14 protein-coding genes and 1 pseudogene are annotated in these 14,995 nt (G+C 69.7%); 10 read left to right on the top strand and 5 right to left on the bottom strand.

Going from position 1 to position 14,995, the window contains the following annotated elements:
* Positions 1-15: 15 nt before the first annotated feature.
* A complete protein-coding gene (locus ACZ6ZP_RS42670; protein WP_351173438.1) occupies positions 16-615 on the bottom strand; it encodes a hypothetical protein in 600 nt (199 codons plus the stop codon).
* A 162-nt stretch (positions 616-777) separates the two neighbouring features.
* Here ACZ6ZP_RS42670 and hemL point away from each other — a divergent pair, with 162 nt between their 5' ends.
* The 9 genes and pseudogenes from hemL to ACZ6ZP_RS42625 all read left to right on the top strand — a co-directional run bounded on the left by hemL (position 778) and on the right by ACZ6ZP_RS42625 (position 9,562).
* Entirely contained in the window at positions 778-2,115 is a 1,338-nt protein-coding gene (gene hemL / locus ACZ6ZP_RS42665) for a glutamate-1-semialdehyde 2,1-aminomutase (RefSeq protein WP_361470901.1), read from the top strand.
* Positions 2,112-2,795: a histidine phosphatase family protein gene (locus ACZ6ZP_RS42660; protein ID WP_351173444.1), complete on the top strand. Its 684-nt coding sequence runs from the start codon at positions 2,112-2,114 to the stop codon at positions 2,793-2,795. The genes hemL and ACZ6ZP_RS42660 overlap by 4 nt, the downstream gene beginning before the upstream one ends.
* A gap of 177 nt (positions 2,796-2,972) precedes the next feature.
* Complete coding sequence (locus ACZ6ZP_RS42655) at positions 2,973-4,196, top strand: polysaccharide deacetylase family protein (RefSeq protein WP_351173447.1); 1,224 nt, start codon at positions 2,973-2,975, stop codon at positions 4,194-4,196.
* Between the two features lie 66 nt (positions 4,197-4,262).
* Positions 4,263-4,892, top strand: coding sequence for a TlpA family protein disulfide reductase (locus ACZ6ZP_RS42650; protein WP_361470904.1), 630 nt, complete (start codon positions 4,263-4,265; stop codon positions 4,890-4,892).
* 10 nt (positions 4,893-4,902) lie between these two features.
* On the top strand, positions 4,903-5,667 hold the full coding sequence (locus ACZ6ZP_RS42645; protein WP_351173467.1) for a cytochrome c biogenesis CcdA family protein: 765 nt from the start codon (positions 4,903-4,905) through the stop codon (positions 5,665-5,667).
* Between the two features lie 3 nt (positions 5,668-5,670).
* Entirely contained in the window at positions 5,671-7,521 is a 1,851-nt protein-coding gene (gene resB, locus ACZ6ZP_RS42640; RefSeq protein WP_351173452.1) for a cytochrome c biogenesis protein ResB, read from the top strand.
* Positions 7,518-8,627 (top strand): c-type cytochrome biogenesis protein CcsB, encoded by a 1,110-nt coding sequence (gene ccsB / locus ACZ6ZP_RS42635; RefSeq protein ID WP_351173455.1) that lies wholly within the window; start codon positions 7,518-7,520, stop codon positions 8,625-8,627. The genes resB and ccsB overlap by 4 nt, the downstream gene beginning before the upstream one ends.
* A gap of 144 nt (positions 8,628-8,771) precedes the next feature.
* A pseudogene (locus ACZ6ZP_RS42630) lies at positions 8,772-8,938 on the top strand (RNA polymerase sigma factor); the annotation flags it as partial.
* Between the two features lie 120 nt (positions 8,939-9,058).
* The gene (locus ACZ6ZP_RS42625) at positions 9,059-9,562 is read left to right on the top strand and encodes an SRPBCC domain-containing protein (RefSeq protein ID WP_351174076.1); all 504 of its coding nucleotides are present in this window, start codon (positions 9,059-9,061) and stop codon (positions 9,560-9,562) included.
* Here the strand turns inward: ACZ6ZP_RS42625 and ACZ6ZP_RS42620 are convergent, their stop codons facing one another.
* Positions 9,563-10,555 carry an isopenicillin N synthase family dioxygenase gene (locus ACZ6ZP_RS42620; RefSeq protein ID WP_351174079.1) on the bottom strand — a complete coding sequence of 331 codons (993 nt, stop codon included), beginning with the start codon at positions 10,553-10,555 and terminating at the stop codon, positions 9,563-9,565.
* A 33-nt stretch (positions 10,556-10,588) separates the two neighbouring features.
* Positions 10,589-11,611: a quinone oxidoreductase family protein gene (locus ACZ6ZP_RS42615; RefSeq protein WP_469410557.1), complete on the bottom strand. Its 1,023-nt coding sequence runs from the start codon at positions 11,609-11,611 to the stop codon at positions 10,589-10,591.
* 165 nt (positions 11,612-11,776) lie between these two features.
* Here ACZ6ZP_RS42615 and ACZ6ZP_RS42610 point away from each other — a divergent pair, with 165 nt between their 5' ends.
* Positions 11,777-12,100, top strand: coding sequence for an ArsR/SmtB family transcription factor (locus ACZ6ZP_RS42610; protein ID WP_351174082.1), 324 nt, complete (start codon positions 11,777-11,779; stop codon positions 12,098-12,100).
* Positions 12,101-12,130: 30 nt separating this feature from the next.
* Here ACZ6ZP_RS42610 and ACZ6ZP_RS42605 read toward each other — a convergent pair whose 3' ends face one another.
* Entirely contained in the window at positions 12,131-12,784 is a 654-nt protein-coding gene (locus tag ACZ6ZP_RS42605) for a GOLPH3/VPS74 family protein (protein WP_351174085.1), read from the bottom strand.
* A gap of 30 nt (positions 12,785-12,814) precedes the next feature.
* Positions 12,815-14,713, bottom strand: a complete 1,899-nt coding sequence (locus tag ACZ6ZP_RS42600; protein ID WP_469410545.1) for a S9 family peptidase — start codon at positions 14,711-14,713, stop codon at positions 12,815-12,817.
* Between the last annotated feature and the right edge of the window lie 282 nt (positions 14,714-14,995).

Raw genomic sequence — 14,995 nt, 5'->3', positions numbered from 1 at the left:
GACGGCGCGGGGGCGTCAGGGCCACACCAGGCAGTACGCCTGATGCCCCGCGTCATGCAGCCGGTGGCTGAAATCCTGCCATTCGTGCAGCAGTTGGTAGACGTTGAACGCGTCGCGCGGGCCGCCGCGGTCGGGGACCGTGGACCAGATGAACGCGGCGGCGCCCACCGACTCCTCGCCGACGCCGCGCAGCGGGTCGACGACCGTCATGGGGAGCTTCACCACGGCGTAGTCGGGGTGCAGGACGACCAGTTCGAGTGGGGGGACCTTGTTCAGGGGTATGCCCTCGATGCCGGTCAGGACCATCGCGGCCACCGTCTCCGGCTTGATCTTCGTGAACATGCCGCCCATGCCGAGCTCGTCGCCGCCGAGCTCTTCGGGGCGCATCGAGATGGGCACGCGGGCGGCGGTCGCGCCGTCCGGGGCTCCGAAGTACTTGTAGGTCACCCCGCCCACCCGGCCACTCCTGGTCTCCGCCCGGTCCCGCTCCGTCTCGCCCCGTGCCAAGGCTTCTGCCTCGGCCGCTTCCGCCTCGCGCCGGTGCTTGCCGATCCGCCGGGCACGCCGCGGACCCAGGTCGTCGGTCCCCTCGCCCAGTCCGCCACCGCGATGCATATCTCCACCCGACTGCTTTTCCAGGGCGCCCGCCCCTGCTTTTCTAGGCCGCGAGGCCCCCGCCGCGCAACCCGATCATCGTGTCAGTGACCTCCCCCACGGTCACCGGCTAAAACGTCGAGTGAAACACCTGTCCGCAGGATGTCCGAAGCCTCTGACACCATGGTTCATGTGAGCTTCCCGTATAGCGCCCCAGTTTCGCAGACTCTCTTCGACCGTGCGGCGGCCGTGACGCCCGGCGGTGTGAACTCTCCCGTGCGCGCTTTCCGCGCTGTGGGCGGTACGCCCCGCTTCATGGTGTCCGGTACCGGTCCGTACCTCACGGACGCCGACGGCCGTGAGTACGTAGACCTTGTCTGCTCGTGGGGGCCGATGATCCTCGGCCACTCCCACCCCGATGTGATCGCCGCCGTCCAGGAGGCCGTCGCGCGCGGCACGTCCTTCGGCACGCCCGGCGAGGGCGAGGTCGCGCTCGCCGAGGAGATCGTCGCGCGCATCGCCCCCGTCGAGCAGGTGCGCCTGGTCTCCAGCGGCACCGAGGCGACGATGTCCGCGATCCGCCTCGCCCGCGGCTTCACCGGGCGCGCCAAGATCATCAAGTTCGCCGGGTGCTACCACGGTCACGTGGACGCGCTGCTCGCCGCGGCCGGCTCCGGCCTCGCCACCTTCGGCCTGCCGGACACCCCGGGCGTCACCGGCGCCCAGGCGGGCGACACGATCGTCGTTCCGTACAACGACCTCGATTCCGTGCGTGCCGCGTTCGCCGCGAATGCCGGAGAGATCGCCTGCGTCATCACCGAGGCCTCGCCGGGCAACATGGGCGTCGTGCCGCCGCGCGAGGGCTTCAACCAGGGCCTGGCCGACCTGTGCCGGGAGAACGGCGCGCTGTACATCTCGGACGAGGTGATGACCGGCTTCCGTACGTCGAAGGCGGGCTGGTTCGGCGTCGACGGCGTGCGGCCGGATCTGATGACCTTCGGCAAGGTCATGGGCGGCGGCTTCCCGGCCGCCGCTTTCGGTGGCCGGGCCGACGTCATGGAGCACCTCGCCCCGGTCGGTCCCGTCTACCAGGCGGGCACCCTGTCGGGGAACCCGATCGCGACGGCCGCGGGCCTCGCGCAGCTGCGGCTCCTGGACGACGCGGCGTACGAGAAGGTCGACGCCGTCTCCGAGCAGCTGCGCGGGCTTGTCACCGAGGCGCTCTCCAAGGAGGGCGTCGCGCACCGGCTGCAGAACGCGTCGAACATGTTCTCCGTCTTCTTCACCGAGCGTGAGGTGCGCGACTACGACGACGCGAAGACGCAGGAGTCGTTCCGCTTCACCGCGTTCTTCCACTCGATGCTGTCGCAGGGCGTGTATCTGCCGCCGTCGGCCTTCGAGTCCTGGTTCGTTTCCACCGCCCATGACGAGCGGGCGATCGAGCGGATCGCGGCGGCCCTTCCGGGCGCGGCGCGCGCTGCCGCCGAAGCCACTGAACCCACCACGGAGGCCACCGCATGAGCGCGGGCAGCGAGATCACTGTCGTCCACGTGATGCGCCACGGGGAGGTGGAGAACCCGGAGGGCATCCTTTACGGGCGCCTTCCCGACTACCACCTCTCCGAGCTGGGGCGGCAGATGGCCGACCGGGTCGCCGAGCATCTCGCCCCGCGCGACATCACACACGTGGTGGCATCGCCGCTCGACCGTGCGCAGGAGACGGCGACGCCGATCGCCAAGGCGCAGGGCCTGGATCTGGCGACGGACGGGCGGCTCATCGAGGCGGGCAACGTCTTCGAGGGCAAGACCTTCGGCGTCGGCGACGGCGCGCTGAAGAACCCGGAGAACTGGAAGCACCTGGTCAACCCCTTCAAGCCGTCCTGGGGCGAGCCGTACGTCGAGCAGGTCGTGCGGATGATGGGCGCCCTGGACGCGGCGAAGGACGCGGCCCGCGGCCATGAAGCGGTCTGTGTCAGTCACCAGCTGCCGATCTGGATCGTGCGCAGCTTCGTGGAGAAGCGGCGGCTGTGGCACGACCCGCGCAAGCGGCAGTGCACGCTCGCCTCGCTGACGACGTTCACGTACCGCGGCGACAAGATCGTGTCGGTGGGATACACCGAGCCGGCGCGGGATCTCGTTCCCGCGCATCTCCTCGCGGGCGCCAAGCCGGTGAAGGGGAAGGCGAAGGCGTTCGGCGCTTAGCCAATGGCCGCTCGCCTTCGATTCGATGTCGACGGCGGGTAATTGACCGGCAACTGTATGTCCGTTCTTGGTAAAAGGCACTAAATATGTGCTTGTTGCCGGAACCCCATAGTTCGTCGCGCCCTCTAACGGGGCGTCCATCGTGCATGGACGCAGGGCGCGACGAATGGGGATGGAATGCGCGACATCAGTCGCAGGGGAATGCTCGGCCTCGGCGTCGGGACCGCGGCCGCTTTGGGACTCGCGGGCTGCGGCACGGGCGGCGGCAGTCATTCGGCCGGTCCCGCCGCCAACGGCGGCAAGGGCGGCGAGAAGCACCCGGCGAAGCCGATCGGCGACGGTTCGACCTCGTACACGGGAAAGCAGCCGCATCAGCCGGGCAAGCCCGTGCCCCTGGAGCCGGGTGAGACGCCCCCGCAGTTCGTGATCTTCTCCTGGGACGGTGCGGGCGAGGTCGGCAACGGCCTCTTCCCGCGTTTCCTGAAGCTGGCCGAGGACCACGACGCGAAGATGACGTTCTTCCTCTCCGGGCTCTATCTCCTTCCCGAATCCAAGAAGCGGCTCTACAAGCCGCCGAACAACGGGGTCGGCGCGTCCGACATCGGTTATCTCACCGACGGTCACATCAAGGAGACGCTGAAGTACGTCCGCCAGGCCTGGCTCGAAGGCCATGAGATCGGCACGCACTTCAACGGGCACTTCTGCGCGGGCAGCGGCACGGTCGCCAACTGGACGCCGGCGCAATGGCAGAGCGAAATCGACCAGGCCATGTCGTTCGTCAAGGAATGGCGCACGAATACCGGCTGGACCGATCTGCCGTCGCTGCCCTTCGACTACGACAAGGAGCTCGTCGGCGGCCGTACGCCCTGTCTCCTGGGCCAGGAGAATCTGCTGCCGACGGCGAAGAAGCTCGGCTGGCGCTACGACGCCTCGTCGCCCGGCGGCCGTCAGCGCTGGCCCCAGAAGAAGATGGGCGTCTGGGACCTGCCGCTCCAGGCGATGCCGTTCCCCGGGCACTCCTTCGAGGTCCTGTCCATGGACTACAACATCCTGGCGAACCAGTCGCAGAACTCCACGAAGGCCCCGCCGGCCAACTATCCGGGCTGGCGCAAGCAGGCCACCGAGTCCTACATCGCCGGATTCAAGCGGGCCTACGAGACCAACCGCGCGCCGTTCTTCATCGGCAACCACTTCGAGGAGTGGAACGGCGGCATCTACATGGACGCCGTCGAGGAAGCCCTGAAGCACATCGCGGGCAAAAAGGACGTACGTCTCGTCTCCTTCCGGCAGTTCGTCGACTGGCTCGACGTCCAGGACCCCAAGGTCCTCGCCGACCTGCAGGGCCTTGAGGTCGGCACGGAGCCCACCGGCGGCTGGAAGGCACTCGGGAAGGCCGTCTGAAATGGGACTTTCCGCAACCCCGGGGGGTGCGGAAGATCCCCGAAACAGACATGCGAAACTTTTCACATGAGTGCCGCCTGCCGCGCCCCCCACCGCACGAACCGCAGCCGTAGCCGCAGCCGCGCCGTCCTTCTGGGCGCTGGGGCCGCGGTCGCCGCGCTGACCCTGTCGGCGTGCAGCTCCGGTGGCACGTCCGGAGGCTCCGGGAACACCAACTTCGTCACCGGCTCCGACGGCATCGCCACCGCCGACAAGGGCGAGCGGCAGGACGGGCCGAAGCTGGAGGGGGAGACCCTCACCGGCAAGCACCTCGACGTGGACGACTACAAGGGCAAGGTCGTCGTCCTGAACGTCTGGGGCTCCTGGTGTTCGCCCTGCCGGGCCGAGGCGCCGAACTTCGCGAAGGTCTCGAAGGACACCGCGGACAAGGGCGTGCAGTTCATCGGGATCAACACCCGCGACCCGCAGAAGGACCCGGCGCTCGCGTTCGAGAAGGAGTGGAAGATCTCCTACCCGAGCCTGCACGATCCGATGGGCAAGCTGATGCTGCGCTTCCCCAAGGGCACGATGAACCCCAAGTTCATCCCCTCCACGATCATCCTCGACCGGCAGGGAAAGATCGCGGCCCGCTCGCAGCAGGCGCTCAACGAAGAGAAGCTGCGCAAGATGATCGACCCGCTGATCGCGGAGAAGTGATCTCCCCGTGATGTCCACCCTCGCCGCCGTCGGCGAAGCGAACCAGACCGTCATGAACGGGGCGCTCCTCCTGGCGCTGCCCGTAGCGGTCCTGGGCGGTCTCGTCTCCTTCTTCTCCCCGTGCGTCCTGCCGCTCGTGCCGGGATACCTGTCGTACGTCACCGGGGTCGGCGGCACCGATCTGGCGGAGGCCAAGCGGGGGCGGATGGCCGCGGGGGCCGGGCTCTTCGTGCTCGGCTTCACCGCGGTCTTCGTCTCCACCGGCGCCCTGTTCGGGTATGTCGGGCAGAACCTGCAGGAATACCAGGACGTCATCACCAAGGTGCTCGGCGTGCTGATGATCGCCCTCGGCATCTTCTTCATGGGGCTCATGCCCTGGCTGTCCCAGCGGGAGTTCCGCTTCCACAAGAAGCCCGCCGCCGGGCTCGCGGGGGCACCCGTGCTCGGCGCGCTGTTCGCCGTCGGCTGGGCGCCCTGCGTGGGGCCCACGCTCACGTCCGTCAACTCCCTGGCCCTCGACCAGGGGAGCGCGGGGCGTGGGGCCATACTGAGCGTCGCGTACTGCGTGGGACTCGGGCTGCCGTTCATCCTCGCGGCCATCGCCTTCCGCAAGGCGCTCGGCGCGTTCGGCTGGGTCAAGAAGCATTACGTCTGGGTGATGCGCATCGGCGGCATCATGATGATCGCGACCGGACTGCTCCTCGTCACCGGCGTCTGGGACAGCATCGTGCAGGAGATGCAGGTCTGGTCCAATGGCTACACGGTGGGGATCTGATCCATGAGCAAGACCCAAGCCCCTGAAGAGCAGAGCAACGACCCGGGCCGGAGCAGTGCCGGCCAGGGCGGTGCGGGCCAGGGCGAGCAGGATCTGGGCGCCGCGGGTGCCCAGCTGTCCACCGCCCCCCTGGACCGGGCGATGCCCGGGTCCTTCGGCGGCAAGCGCGCCCCCGGGGTCGCCGGATGGCTCACCTGGACCAGCCGCGAAGCCGTCGGCTGGACGCGGTGGATGTGGCGGCAGCTGACCTCGATGCGGGTCGCGCTGCTCCTGCTGCTCCTGCTCTCGCTCGGCGCGATCCCGGGCTCGCTGATCCCGCAGACCAGCATCGACGAGCTGAAGGTCCAGGACTTCAAGGCCGCGCACACCACGCTCGCGCCGATCTACGAGAAGTTCCAGCTGTTCGACGTCTACAGCTCCGTGTGGTTCTCGGCGATCTACATCCTGCTCTTCGTCTCCCTCATCGGCTGCATCGTGCCCCGCACCTGGCAGTTCGTCGGCCAGCTGCGCGGCCGCCCGCCGGGCGCGCCCAAGCGGTTCGACCGGCTGCCCGCGTACACCACCTGGCGCACCGAGGCCGAGCCCGAGCAGGTCCACGACGCCGCGCTCGGCCTGCTCAAGGAACGCCGCTTCCGCGCGGACCTCACGGCCGGCAAGGGCGGCGCGGGGGCGTCCGTCGCCGCGGAGAAGGGCTACCTGCGTGAGGCGGGCAACCTCTTCTTCCACATCTCGCTGATCGTGCTCCTGGTGGCCTTCGCCGTCGGGGCCCTGTTCAAGTCCGAGGGCGGCAAGCTCGTCGTCCAGGGGGACGGCTTCTCCAACACTCTCACCCAGTACGACAACTTCAAGTCCGGCAACCTCTTCAACACCGACGACCTGGCGCCGTTCAGCTTCAAGCTGGACAGCTTCGAGTCGTCGTTCGAGAGGAAGGGCCCCGAGAAGGGCACCGCCCGCACCTACCGGGCGAACGTCACCTACAGCGAGGGCGTCGACGGCCCCGAGAAGAAGAAGGCCATCGAGGTCAACAAGCCGCTCGAGGTCGACGGCTCGAAGGTCTACCTCATCGGCCAGGGCTACGCGCCGACCGTCACCGTGCGCGACGGAAAGGGCAAGGTCGTCAGCACCCAGTCCGTCCCGCTGCTGCCGATCGACTCCAACGGCACGGCCACCGGAGCCATCAAGGTCCTGGACGGCTACCGCGACAAGAACGGCAAGAAGGAACAGCTCGGCTTCAACGCCTTCTTCGTGCCGACGTTCGCCGGCTCGGGCCAGGGCAACATGTTCTCCCAGTTCCCCGCGCTCGACTATCCCGTCCTCGCGCTCTCCGCGTACCACGGAAGCCTCGGCGTGGACTCCGGTCTGCCGCAGAACGTGTACCAGCTGGACACCAGCAAGATGACCAAGTTCAAGGACGCCAAGGGCGAGCTCCTGAAGAAGCGGATGGTGCCCGGCGAGACGATGAAGCTGCCGGGCGGTGCCGGCTCGATCACCTTCGAGAAGGACATCAAGCGCTGGGCGACCTTCCAGATCTCCCAGCAGCCCGGCAGCATGTGGGCGCTCGTCGGGGCGATCTCCGCGATCGTCGGCCTCGCCGGATCGCTGTTCATCCAGCGCCGCCGCGTGTGGGTGCGGGCCGTCCGGGGCGCCGACGGCGTCACCGTCGTCGAGATGGCCGGGCTCGGCCGCAGCGAGTCCGCCAAGCTGCCCGAGGAGCTGGGCGACCTCGCGGCGCACCTCCATGAGAAGGCGCCGAGCGCGCCCGATCCAGACCATGCCGACCATGCCGATCACGTCGATGCCGCGCATGCCGACTCCACCCCCCAAGTTGTTCCTGCCGAAGGGGCTGAGAAGTGAATCTCGCCACCACCCTCGCCGCCGAACCGAACGAGAACCTCGCGAGCATCAGCAATGTGCTGGTCTACTCCGCGATGGCCGTCTATCTCCTTGCCTTCTTCGCGCACATGGCAGAGTGGATCTTCGGCAGCCGCAGCAAGGTGGGCCGCACGGCCGCCGCGCTGACCGCGCAGAGCGCGGCCGTCACCGCCAAGGCACCCGCCGTCACCGTCAAGGCCGAGGGCGGCACCGCCGTCCTCGACCGGCCGAAGACGGCGCCCAAGGTCGTCACCCGCTCCGTCACCGGCACGCGCGACGTGCCGGACGGTCCCGGTGCGTCGGCCGGTGACGAGAAGGGGGACCTCTACGGCCGTATCGCCGTGTCCCTCACCGTGCTCGCGTTCCTCGTGGAGTTCGGTGGCGTGCTCACCCGCGCGCTGTCCGTGCAGCGGGCGCCGTGGGGCAACATGTACGAGTTCAACCTGACGTTCTCCACGATGGCCGTCGGTGTGTACCTCGTGCTCCTGGCGCTGAAGAAGAACGTCGGCTGGCTCGGGCTTCCGCTGATCACCACGGTCCTCCTCGATCTCGGTCTCGCCGTCACTGTCTTGTACACCGCCAGCGACCAGTTGGTTCCCGCCCTTCACTCGTACTGGTTGTGGATCCACGTCTCCACCGCGATCTTCTGCGGTGCCGTCTTCTACGTGGGCGCGGTCTCGACGATCCTGTATCTCTTCCGCGACTCCTACGAGAGCAAGCTGGCCTCCGGCGGGCAGCCCGGCCGCTTCGCGACCTCCGTCCTGGAGCGCCTCCCGGCCGCGGCCACGCTCGACAAGTTCTCGTACCGCGTGAACGCCGCGGTCTTCCCGCTGTGGACGTTCACGATCATCGCGGGCGCGATCTGGGCGGGCGACGCGTGGGGCCGCTACTGGGGCTGGGACCCCAAGGAGGTCTGGTCCTTCATCACCTGGGTCGCCTACGCCTGCTACCTGCACGCACGCGCGACCGCGGGCTGGAAGGGCCGCAAGGCCGCCTACCTGGCCCTGATCGCCTTCGGCTGCTGGCTGTTCAACTACTACGGCGTGAACATCTTCGTCACCGGCAAGCACTCGTACGCCGGGGTCTGACCCCCCGTACCGCCACTGCCTCCCGAAGGCTCCACTTGAAGGCCGGTTCCCGTGACCCACGTCACGGGAACCGGCCTTTGCCGTGCGGACAGGTAAGAGGGCGTGGAGACGAATCAGGGGGAACTTCAGGCGCACCAGAGGGCCTTGCGCGTCCGCATCAGGGACGGTGACGACGACACCTTCGGTGAGCTCTTCGACGCGTCGCGCGCTCCGTCTACAACCACGACCACGCCTACCGGCTGACGGGGGACTGGTCGGCGGCGGAGGACATGGTGTCGCTCACCTTTCTGGAGGCCTGGCGGCTTCGGGGGGTCGCGATCGCCCGTGAGAACGACGGACGGCGCCAGGAGCTGATCTTCGACGGGGCCGGCCAGCGCCCGTAAGCAGTCGCCGGGAGTGCGGAACGGGGCGTGCCGGGCGAGGCTTGGGCCATGACGGCGATGATCGGGCAGGGCACGAGCAGGACTGAAGGCTCCACCCAGCACCTCCATTACGAGCTCCGCCTTCCCCACCCTGTGGAAGAGGTCTGGGCCGCGGTGGCCACCCCGGAGGGGCTTCCGGGGTGGCTGGCCGCCGCCGACGTGTTGGAGCCGCGGCTCGGCGGCGCGGTCGTGCTGCGCTGGCTCAACGGGGGCGAGTCGGCCACCCACTCCGGGCGCGTCACCGCGTGGGACCCGGAGCGGGTCGCCGAGTACACGATCGACCTGCACGGGCGGTGCCGCTTCCATCTGGAGGCGGCCGACGGGAAGGCCGGTACGACCCTGCGCTTCACCAACGAGTTCGACGGCGACGACGAGCTGCGCCTGGACTGCCTCGCCGGCTGGCACAACCACTTCGAGTTCCTCGTCGACGCGCTCGACGGGCGGCCGAAGGACTGGTCGACGTGGAGCCTGGAGCCGTGGCGCAAGCTGCGCGAGTCGTACGAGAAGTCCTGATCAGTTCACCGTGATCGAGTCCAGCTTCGCCCGCAGATACGTGTGCGAGTCCACCGGCTCGTACGCCACCCGCCCCACCGGCGCGGGCACCGACTCCACGAGCGTGCCGGGCGTGCACTCGCCGAAGTAGACCAGGGACATCAGCTCCTCGGCCGGTGCGTCGGGCGGGGGCGGCAGGACGCGGTGGCGGCCCGAGCGCCATCGGTCGCCCGTCCAACGGGCCATCAGGTCCCCGATGTTGATGGTGAAGGCGTCCGGGTCGTACGGCGCGTCCTGCCAGCCGCCCTCGTCGGTGAAGACCTGGAGCCCGCCCCTGCCCGCCTGCCGGTCGAGCACGGTGACCGTGCCGAAGTCGGTGTGCGGGCCGATGCGGAACTGGCCGGGCCGCGGCTCCCCGACGACCTCCGTGCCCGGATACCAGTTGATGTTGAAGCCGTACGTCGGGTGGCTCATGTGCCGCGTGAAGAAGTCGGGCCGCTCGCCGAGCGCGTCGCCGAGCAGGGACAGGAGCCGGTTGGTGAGCTCCTCCATCCGCGCGAGGTACGCCGTGCACAGAGCCCGCAGCCCGGCCGCCTCCGCGGGCCACACGTTCGGTTCGTACCACTCGGCGTTGACGGCCGGGTCGTCGAAGGGGCGCTCGGTCGCGAAGGTCAGGGACTCCTTCAGGTCGGGCGGGGTCTCGGTCCCCTCCGCGTAGCCGTTGGCCTCGGCCCCCGGGCCGAGCCAGCCGCGGCCACCCACCCTCGCCGCGTACCTCTCCTTGACCGACGTAGGGAGTACGAAGAACTCGCGGGCGGCGGCCCGGATGCGCGTGCGCAGCGACGGGTCCACGCCGTGGCCGGTCACCAGCAGGAACCCGGCCGTCCGGAGCGCGCGGTCGACGGTCCGCGCGACGGCGGCACGGGCGGCCGGGTCTCCCGTGAGCCACGGCTGCAGGTCGATGGTGGGGATGCGGGGCTCGCCCCCGGCGGGTTCTCCGGTGGAGGTCGTCATGGTCTCCACTGTCCTCCCGGACGAGGCGCGGAGTCAGCCCGCCACCCGCAGCAGCAGCTTCCCCGTGCTCGTGCGCGCCCCCATCAGGCGGTGCGCCCCGGCCGCGTCCGCCAGCGGGAACTCCGCCGTCACCGGCAGCTCCACCGTCCCGTCGGCCACCTTCGCGAAGGCCCGTGCGGCGACCTCGCGCAGGGCCTGCGGCGCCGACTTGGCGAGGGAGAGGATCGAGAAGCCGGAGACGCCGAGCGCCGTTCCGTACAGCTCCGGCTGGCCCACCCGCCACGGCTCCGCCGAGCTCGCGTTGCCGAAGGAGACGAGCCGCCCGAAGACGGCGAGGGCGGCGAGCCCGCCGCGGAAGGTGTCGCCGCCGACCGGGTCGAGGGCGAGGTCCACCCCGCGTCCGCCGGTGGCGGCGCGGACCTGCGCGACGAAGCCCTGCCTGGACTCCCCGGACTCCCCGGAGCCCCCGAGATCTCCGAAGCCCCCGACGAACACCTCGTCGTACCCGTGCTCCAGCGCGTACTTCGCCTTGGCCTCGCTCGACACGACGCCGTACACCGCGCCCGCGCCGCCCGCCTTCGCCAACTGGCCGACCACCGTGCCGATTCCGCCCGCCGCGCCCTGCACGAGGACCGTCTCGCCCGCGCTCAGCCGGCCCACTTCGTGGAGCAGCGCGTGCGCGGTGGGCAGGACCGTGGGCAGGGTGGCGGCGGTGCGCAGGTCCACGCCGCTCGGCAGGGCGAACACCGTCGTCGCGTCGGCGAGCGCCACCTCCGCGTACGCGCCGCCCGCGGTGAGCGCGGCGACCTCCTGGCCGACCTCGAACCCCTCCACGCCCGCGCCCAGCGCCCGGACGTGCCCGGAGACTTCGAGCCCCGGAACGTAGGGGAGCGCGGGCACGCGGTAGCCCTCGGCCCGGGCCTTCAGGTCGGCGAAGTTCACGCCGGTGTAGGCGACGTCGACGGTGATCTGGCCGGGACCCGGCTCGGGGATGCCCGTGTCGACCACCCTGAGGACCTCGGGGCCGCCGTACTCCTGGAGCTGGATCGCGCGCATGGTGGACGGGGAAGACACCGTGGACGCGGTGGACTCGGTGGACTCGGTGGACATGGCTGGGCACTCCTTCGAGCGTTCGACGAGTGTTCAATGGGAAGCGAACACTCGGGAGTGTATGGTTTTCGTCGAACACTCGGCAAGAGGCATACGGGAAGGGGTGACCCTGTGGCGAACCATCACCACCGCGCGGCGCCGGTGCACGCCCATCCGGACGAGGTGCCCGTGCTGACCGCACTCACCGCGCTGGCGGACCCCGTACGCCTGGAACTGGTAAGGGAGTTGGCGTCGTCCCCGGACTGGACCCGCGCCTGCGGCAGCTTCGACGTCCCCGTCGGCAAGGCGGCGCTGAGCCATCACTTCGGGGTGCTGCGGGGAGCGGGACTCGTCGAGCAGCGTGACGAGGGGCCGCGGCGGGTCAACCGCCTCCGCCGCGAGGAGTTCGACGCGCGCTTCCCGGGGCTGCTCGCGCTGGTCCTGCGGCCCGGATAGGGCCGGTCGGGCCGGTCGGCGGCCGTGCGCTCAGGCGCTCCAGCCGCCACCGACCGCCCGGCTCGACAGGTACGAGTCGCGCAGTGCCTTGCGCAGGCCGGGGACGATCTCGTCGAAGCGCGCGGCGAGCGCCTTGAGCGCCTGCTTGTGGGTGCGGCGGTCTCCGCGGCTCCATACGCAGGTCACCTCGAGCTCGGCCGCGAACACGGCCATGGTCAGCTCCTCCAGCGGGATCGACGCCGGGTCGGCGCCGCCGAGCACGGTGTCGCGCACCCGCTTCTGGAGGGCGCGCACCTCCTCCGGGCGGGCGACGGTGACCTTGTCGGCCGGGATGAGCCCCAGCACCTTGCCGCGCGAGACGGTGACCTCGCCCAGCGCGGCGAGCTGGTCGCGGACGGGCGTCTCCGCGGTGTGCGCCTTGTTGTGCACGAACTGGAGCCAGCCCTTTGGCTTGTTGTCCGGCAGGTCGGCCCACACCGTGGCGACGAAGGTGTCGTCCGGCGCCTTGCCGGCCTCGCGGACCACCTTCCCTCCCGTGGCGTCGAGCAGCCCGTCGCGCGCCAGCTCGGTCAGGGCACCGGCACGCAGCAACTGGCCGCGGCCCTGGAGGTTGTCGAGCTGGAACTTGCCCTGGTCCACGGTGTAGCAGAGCAGGTAGAGGCGTTGCGGCAGCGTCAGGGTCATGTCGTCTCCCGTGTCGAGATGTCTGGATGCCTAGATGCGGGTCTCGAAGTGGGCCTCGAACCCGAGGTGTTCGGCCAGGAAGCGTTCCGCCGCCGTGTAGAGGGCGATCACGTTCTCCGGGTTCTCGATGGCGTGGCCCTCGTCCTTCATGACCGTGTACTGGACGGGCACGCCTCGTGCGCGGAGGGCTTCGACGAGCTGGTCGGACTCGGCGAGGACGACGCGGGCGTCGTTGGCGCCGTGCACCACCATCAGCGGTGTGCGGATCTGGTCGACGCGGCTGATCGGGGAGCGGGCCAGCATGTCGGCCTCCTGCTCCGGGTCGGCCGGGTCGCCGACGTACGTGAACCAGTTGTAGGCGAGCATCGGTTTGACGAAGTCGGGCTGGCTGCGCATGAAGTTGGCCAGGTCCGAGATACCGACGACGTCGACGGCGGCGGCGAAGACGTCCGGGGTGAAGGTGACACCCACCAGTGACGCGTAACCGCCGTACGAGCCGCCCATGATGGCCACGAGCTCCGGGTCGGCGTACCCCTGCTCGACCGCCCACCGCACGCCGTCGATGAGGTCGTCGTGCATCTTGCCCGCGAACTCCCCGATGCCGGCCCGGGTGAAGGCCTTGCCGTAGCCGGTGGAGCCCCGGAAGTTGATCTGAAGGACCGCGCAGCCGCGGTTGGCGAAGAGCTGCGCGGCGGGGTGGTGGCCCCAGCTGTCCCGGCTCCAGGGGCCGCCGTGGACGAACAGCACCAGCGGCAGCCGGGAGGGCTCGATGCCGACCGGCAGCGTCAGGTACGACGGCAGCGTCAGACCGTCGCGGGAGGTGATCGACACCGGTCGCATCGGGGCGAGCGACTCGGGGTCGAGGTGCGGCTTCGCCCGGTGGAGCAGGCGGCTCTCGCCCGTCGTGTGGTCGTAGAGGAAGGTGGCACCGGGGTCGCGGTCGTGGGTGAAGCCGGCCACCCACCGCTGTCCGCTCTCGTCGGATGACAGCCCGGCGAGGTCGCCGTCGGACAGCTTCTCCAGGTTCTCCAGTACGGCGGCGAAGTGCGGGTCCAGTGCGTGGATCACCTGCCGCTCCCCGAGGTACCGGACCCCGAGCAGCTCGCCCGTGCGCCGGCTGCGGATCAGGGGGGAGGGCAGGGCGGGAAAGACCCGGGCGCGGGTGTCCAGGTCGAACTGCGGGTGGGAGTCGACCTCTTCCTCCTTGCCGGTGGCCAGGTCGAGGCGGGCCAGGCGCAGGCGGTCGCTCCCACGGTGGGAGCCCAGCCACACTCCGGCGCCGTCCGGTGTGACCTCCATGGGGTAGATCCCCAACGGGGCGTCACCGCCCTCGAACCGCGCCACGGGGGTCGCCGCGCCCGTCACCCCGTCCCACCGGGACAGCTCGACGTCGCCCTCGGCCGTCGTCGCCACCGCGAACAGCTCGTGCTCGCTGTACAGCCACCCCTCGACATTGCTTCCGGGGCTCTGGGCGAGGGTCGTGAGGTCGCCGGTGGCGATGTCCAGTTCGACGAGGTCGAACTCGGCCCGGTCACGCAGGTTCAGCTGGGTGACCACCTTGCCGGGCCGCCCGGCGGGCAGGTCCAGGCCCACGGTCCGCACCCCGGGGTAGGGCGTGAGGTCGACCGCGGGGGCGTCCGGGGTCTCCAGGTCGACGCGGTAGAGGTGCAGGTTCTCGTCGCCGCCCTGGTCCCGGGTGTAGAGCAGCCATCGGGGGTCACGGGTCCAGTGGTAGCTCACCACTCCGCGGTCCTCGGTGGTCACGCACCGCGCGTCCCCCGGTGCGTCGACGCTCTCGATCCAGACGTTCATGCGGTTCTTCCACAGCGCCAGGTACGCCATTTCCCTGCCGTCCGGCGAGAGGGTCGCCTTCGCGCGAGTCGGCGGCCCGAAGAACTCCTCGACGGAGATGGTCTCCCGCTGTGCCATGTCGATCCCTTCCTGGGGTCAGCGTCCGGTGCCGTGAGAAGGCGACGGCAATCGGCTATCTGTCACTTAGTGACAGTGTCACTTAATGACACTCACGGCAAGTGGCTCGTGAACTTTCGATCACCGCCCACCGTCGGACCCTTGCGGTGATTGGGATCCATGGCCCGGAGCAGAAGGGGTGCGAGGCGCCGCCCGGAGGGTGGGTGTCCGAGGATTCGCCGCCATGTGACCCACGTCACAGTGCGGGAGGGGTGGCCAAGTGTGTCACTTAATGACACAGTA

It is taken from the genome of Streptomyces sp. NPDC054047 (assembly GCF_055585065.1).
Note: the sequence above shows the minus strand (reverse complement) of the source record. Positions and strands in the feature narration are given on the sequence as shown.

What these genes read in the sequence shown, in the direction of transcription:
- ACZ6ZP_RS42670 (WP_351173438.1), bottom strand. Translation starts at nt 615, where the DNA reads ATGCATCGCGGTGGCGGACTGGGCGAGGGGACCGACGACCTGGGTCCG.
- hemL (WP_361470901.1), top strand. Translation starts at nt 778, where the DNA reads ATGGTTCATGTGAGCTTCCCGTATAGCGCCCCAGTTTCGCAGACTCTC.
- ACZ6ZP_RS42660 (WP_351173444.1), top strand. Translation starts at nt 2,112, where the DNA reads ATGAGCGCGGGCAGCGAGATCACTGTCGTCCACGTGATGCGCCACGGG.
- ACZ6ZP_RS42655 (WP_351173447.1), top strand. Translation starts at nt 2,973, where the DNA reads ATGCGCGACATCAGTCGCAGGGGAATGCTCGGCCTCGGCGTCGGGACC.
- ACZ6ZP_RS42650 (WP_361470904.1), top strand. Translation starts at nt 4,263, where the DNA reads ATGAGTGCCGCCTGCCGCGCCCCCCACCGCACGAACCGCAGCCGTAGC.
- ACZ6ZP_RS42645 (WP_351173467.1), top strand. Translation starts at nt 4,903, where the DNA reads ATGTCCACCCTCGCCGCCGTCGGCGAAGCGAACCAGACCGTCATGAAC.
- resB (WP_351173452.1), top strand. Translation starts at nt 5,671, where the DNA reads ATGAGCAAGACCCAAGCCCCTGAAGAGCAGAGCAACGACCCGGGCCGG.
- ACZ6ZP_RS42625 (WP_351174076.1), top strand. Translation starts at nt 9,059, where the DNA reads ATGACGGCGATGATCGGGCAGGGCACGAGCAGGACTGAAGGCTCCACC.
- ACZ6ZP_RS42620 (WP_351174079.1), bottom strand. Translation starts at nt 10,555, where the DNA reads ATGACGACCTCCACCGGAGAACCCGCCGGGGGCGAGCCCCGCATCCCC.
- ACZ6ZP_RS42615 (WP_469410557.1), bottom strand. Translation starts at nt 11,611, where the DNA reads ATGCGCGCGATCCAGCTCCAGGAGTACGGCGGCCCCGAGGTCCTCAGG.
- ACZ6ZP_RS42605 (WP_351174085.1), bottom strand. Translation starts at nt 12,784, where the DNA reads ATGACCCTGACGCTGCCGCAACGCCTCTACCTGCTCTGCTACACCGTG.
- ACZ6ZP_RS42600 (WP_469410545.1), bottom strand. Translation starts at nt 14,713, where the DNA reads ATGGCACAGCGGGAGACCATCTCCGTCGAGGAGTTCTTCGGGCCGCCG.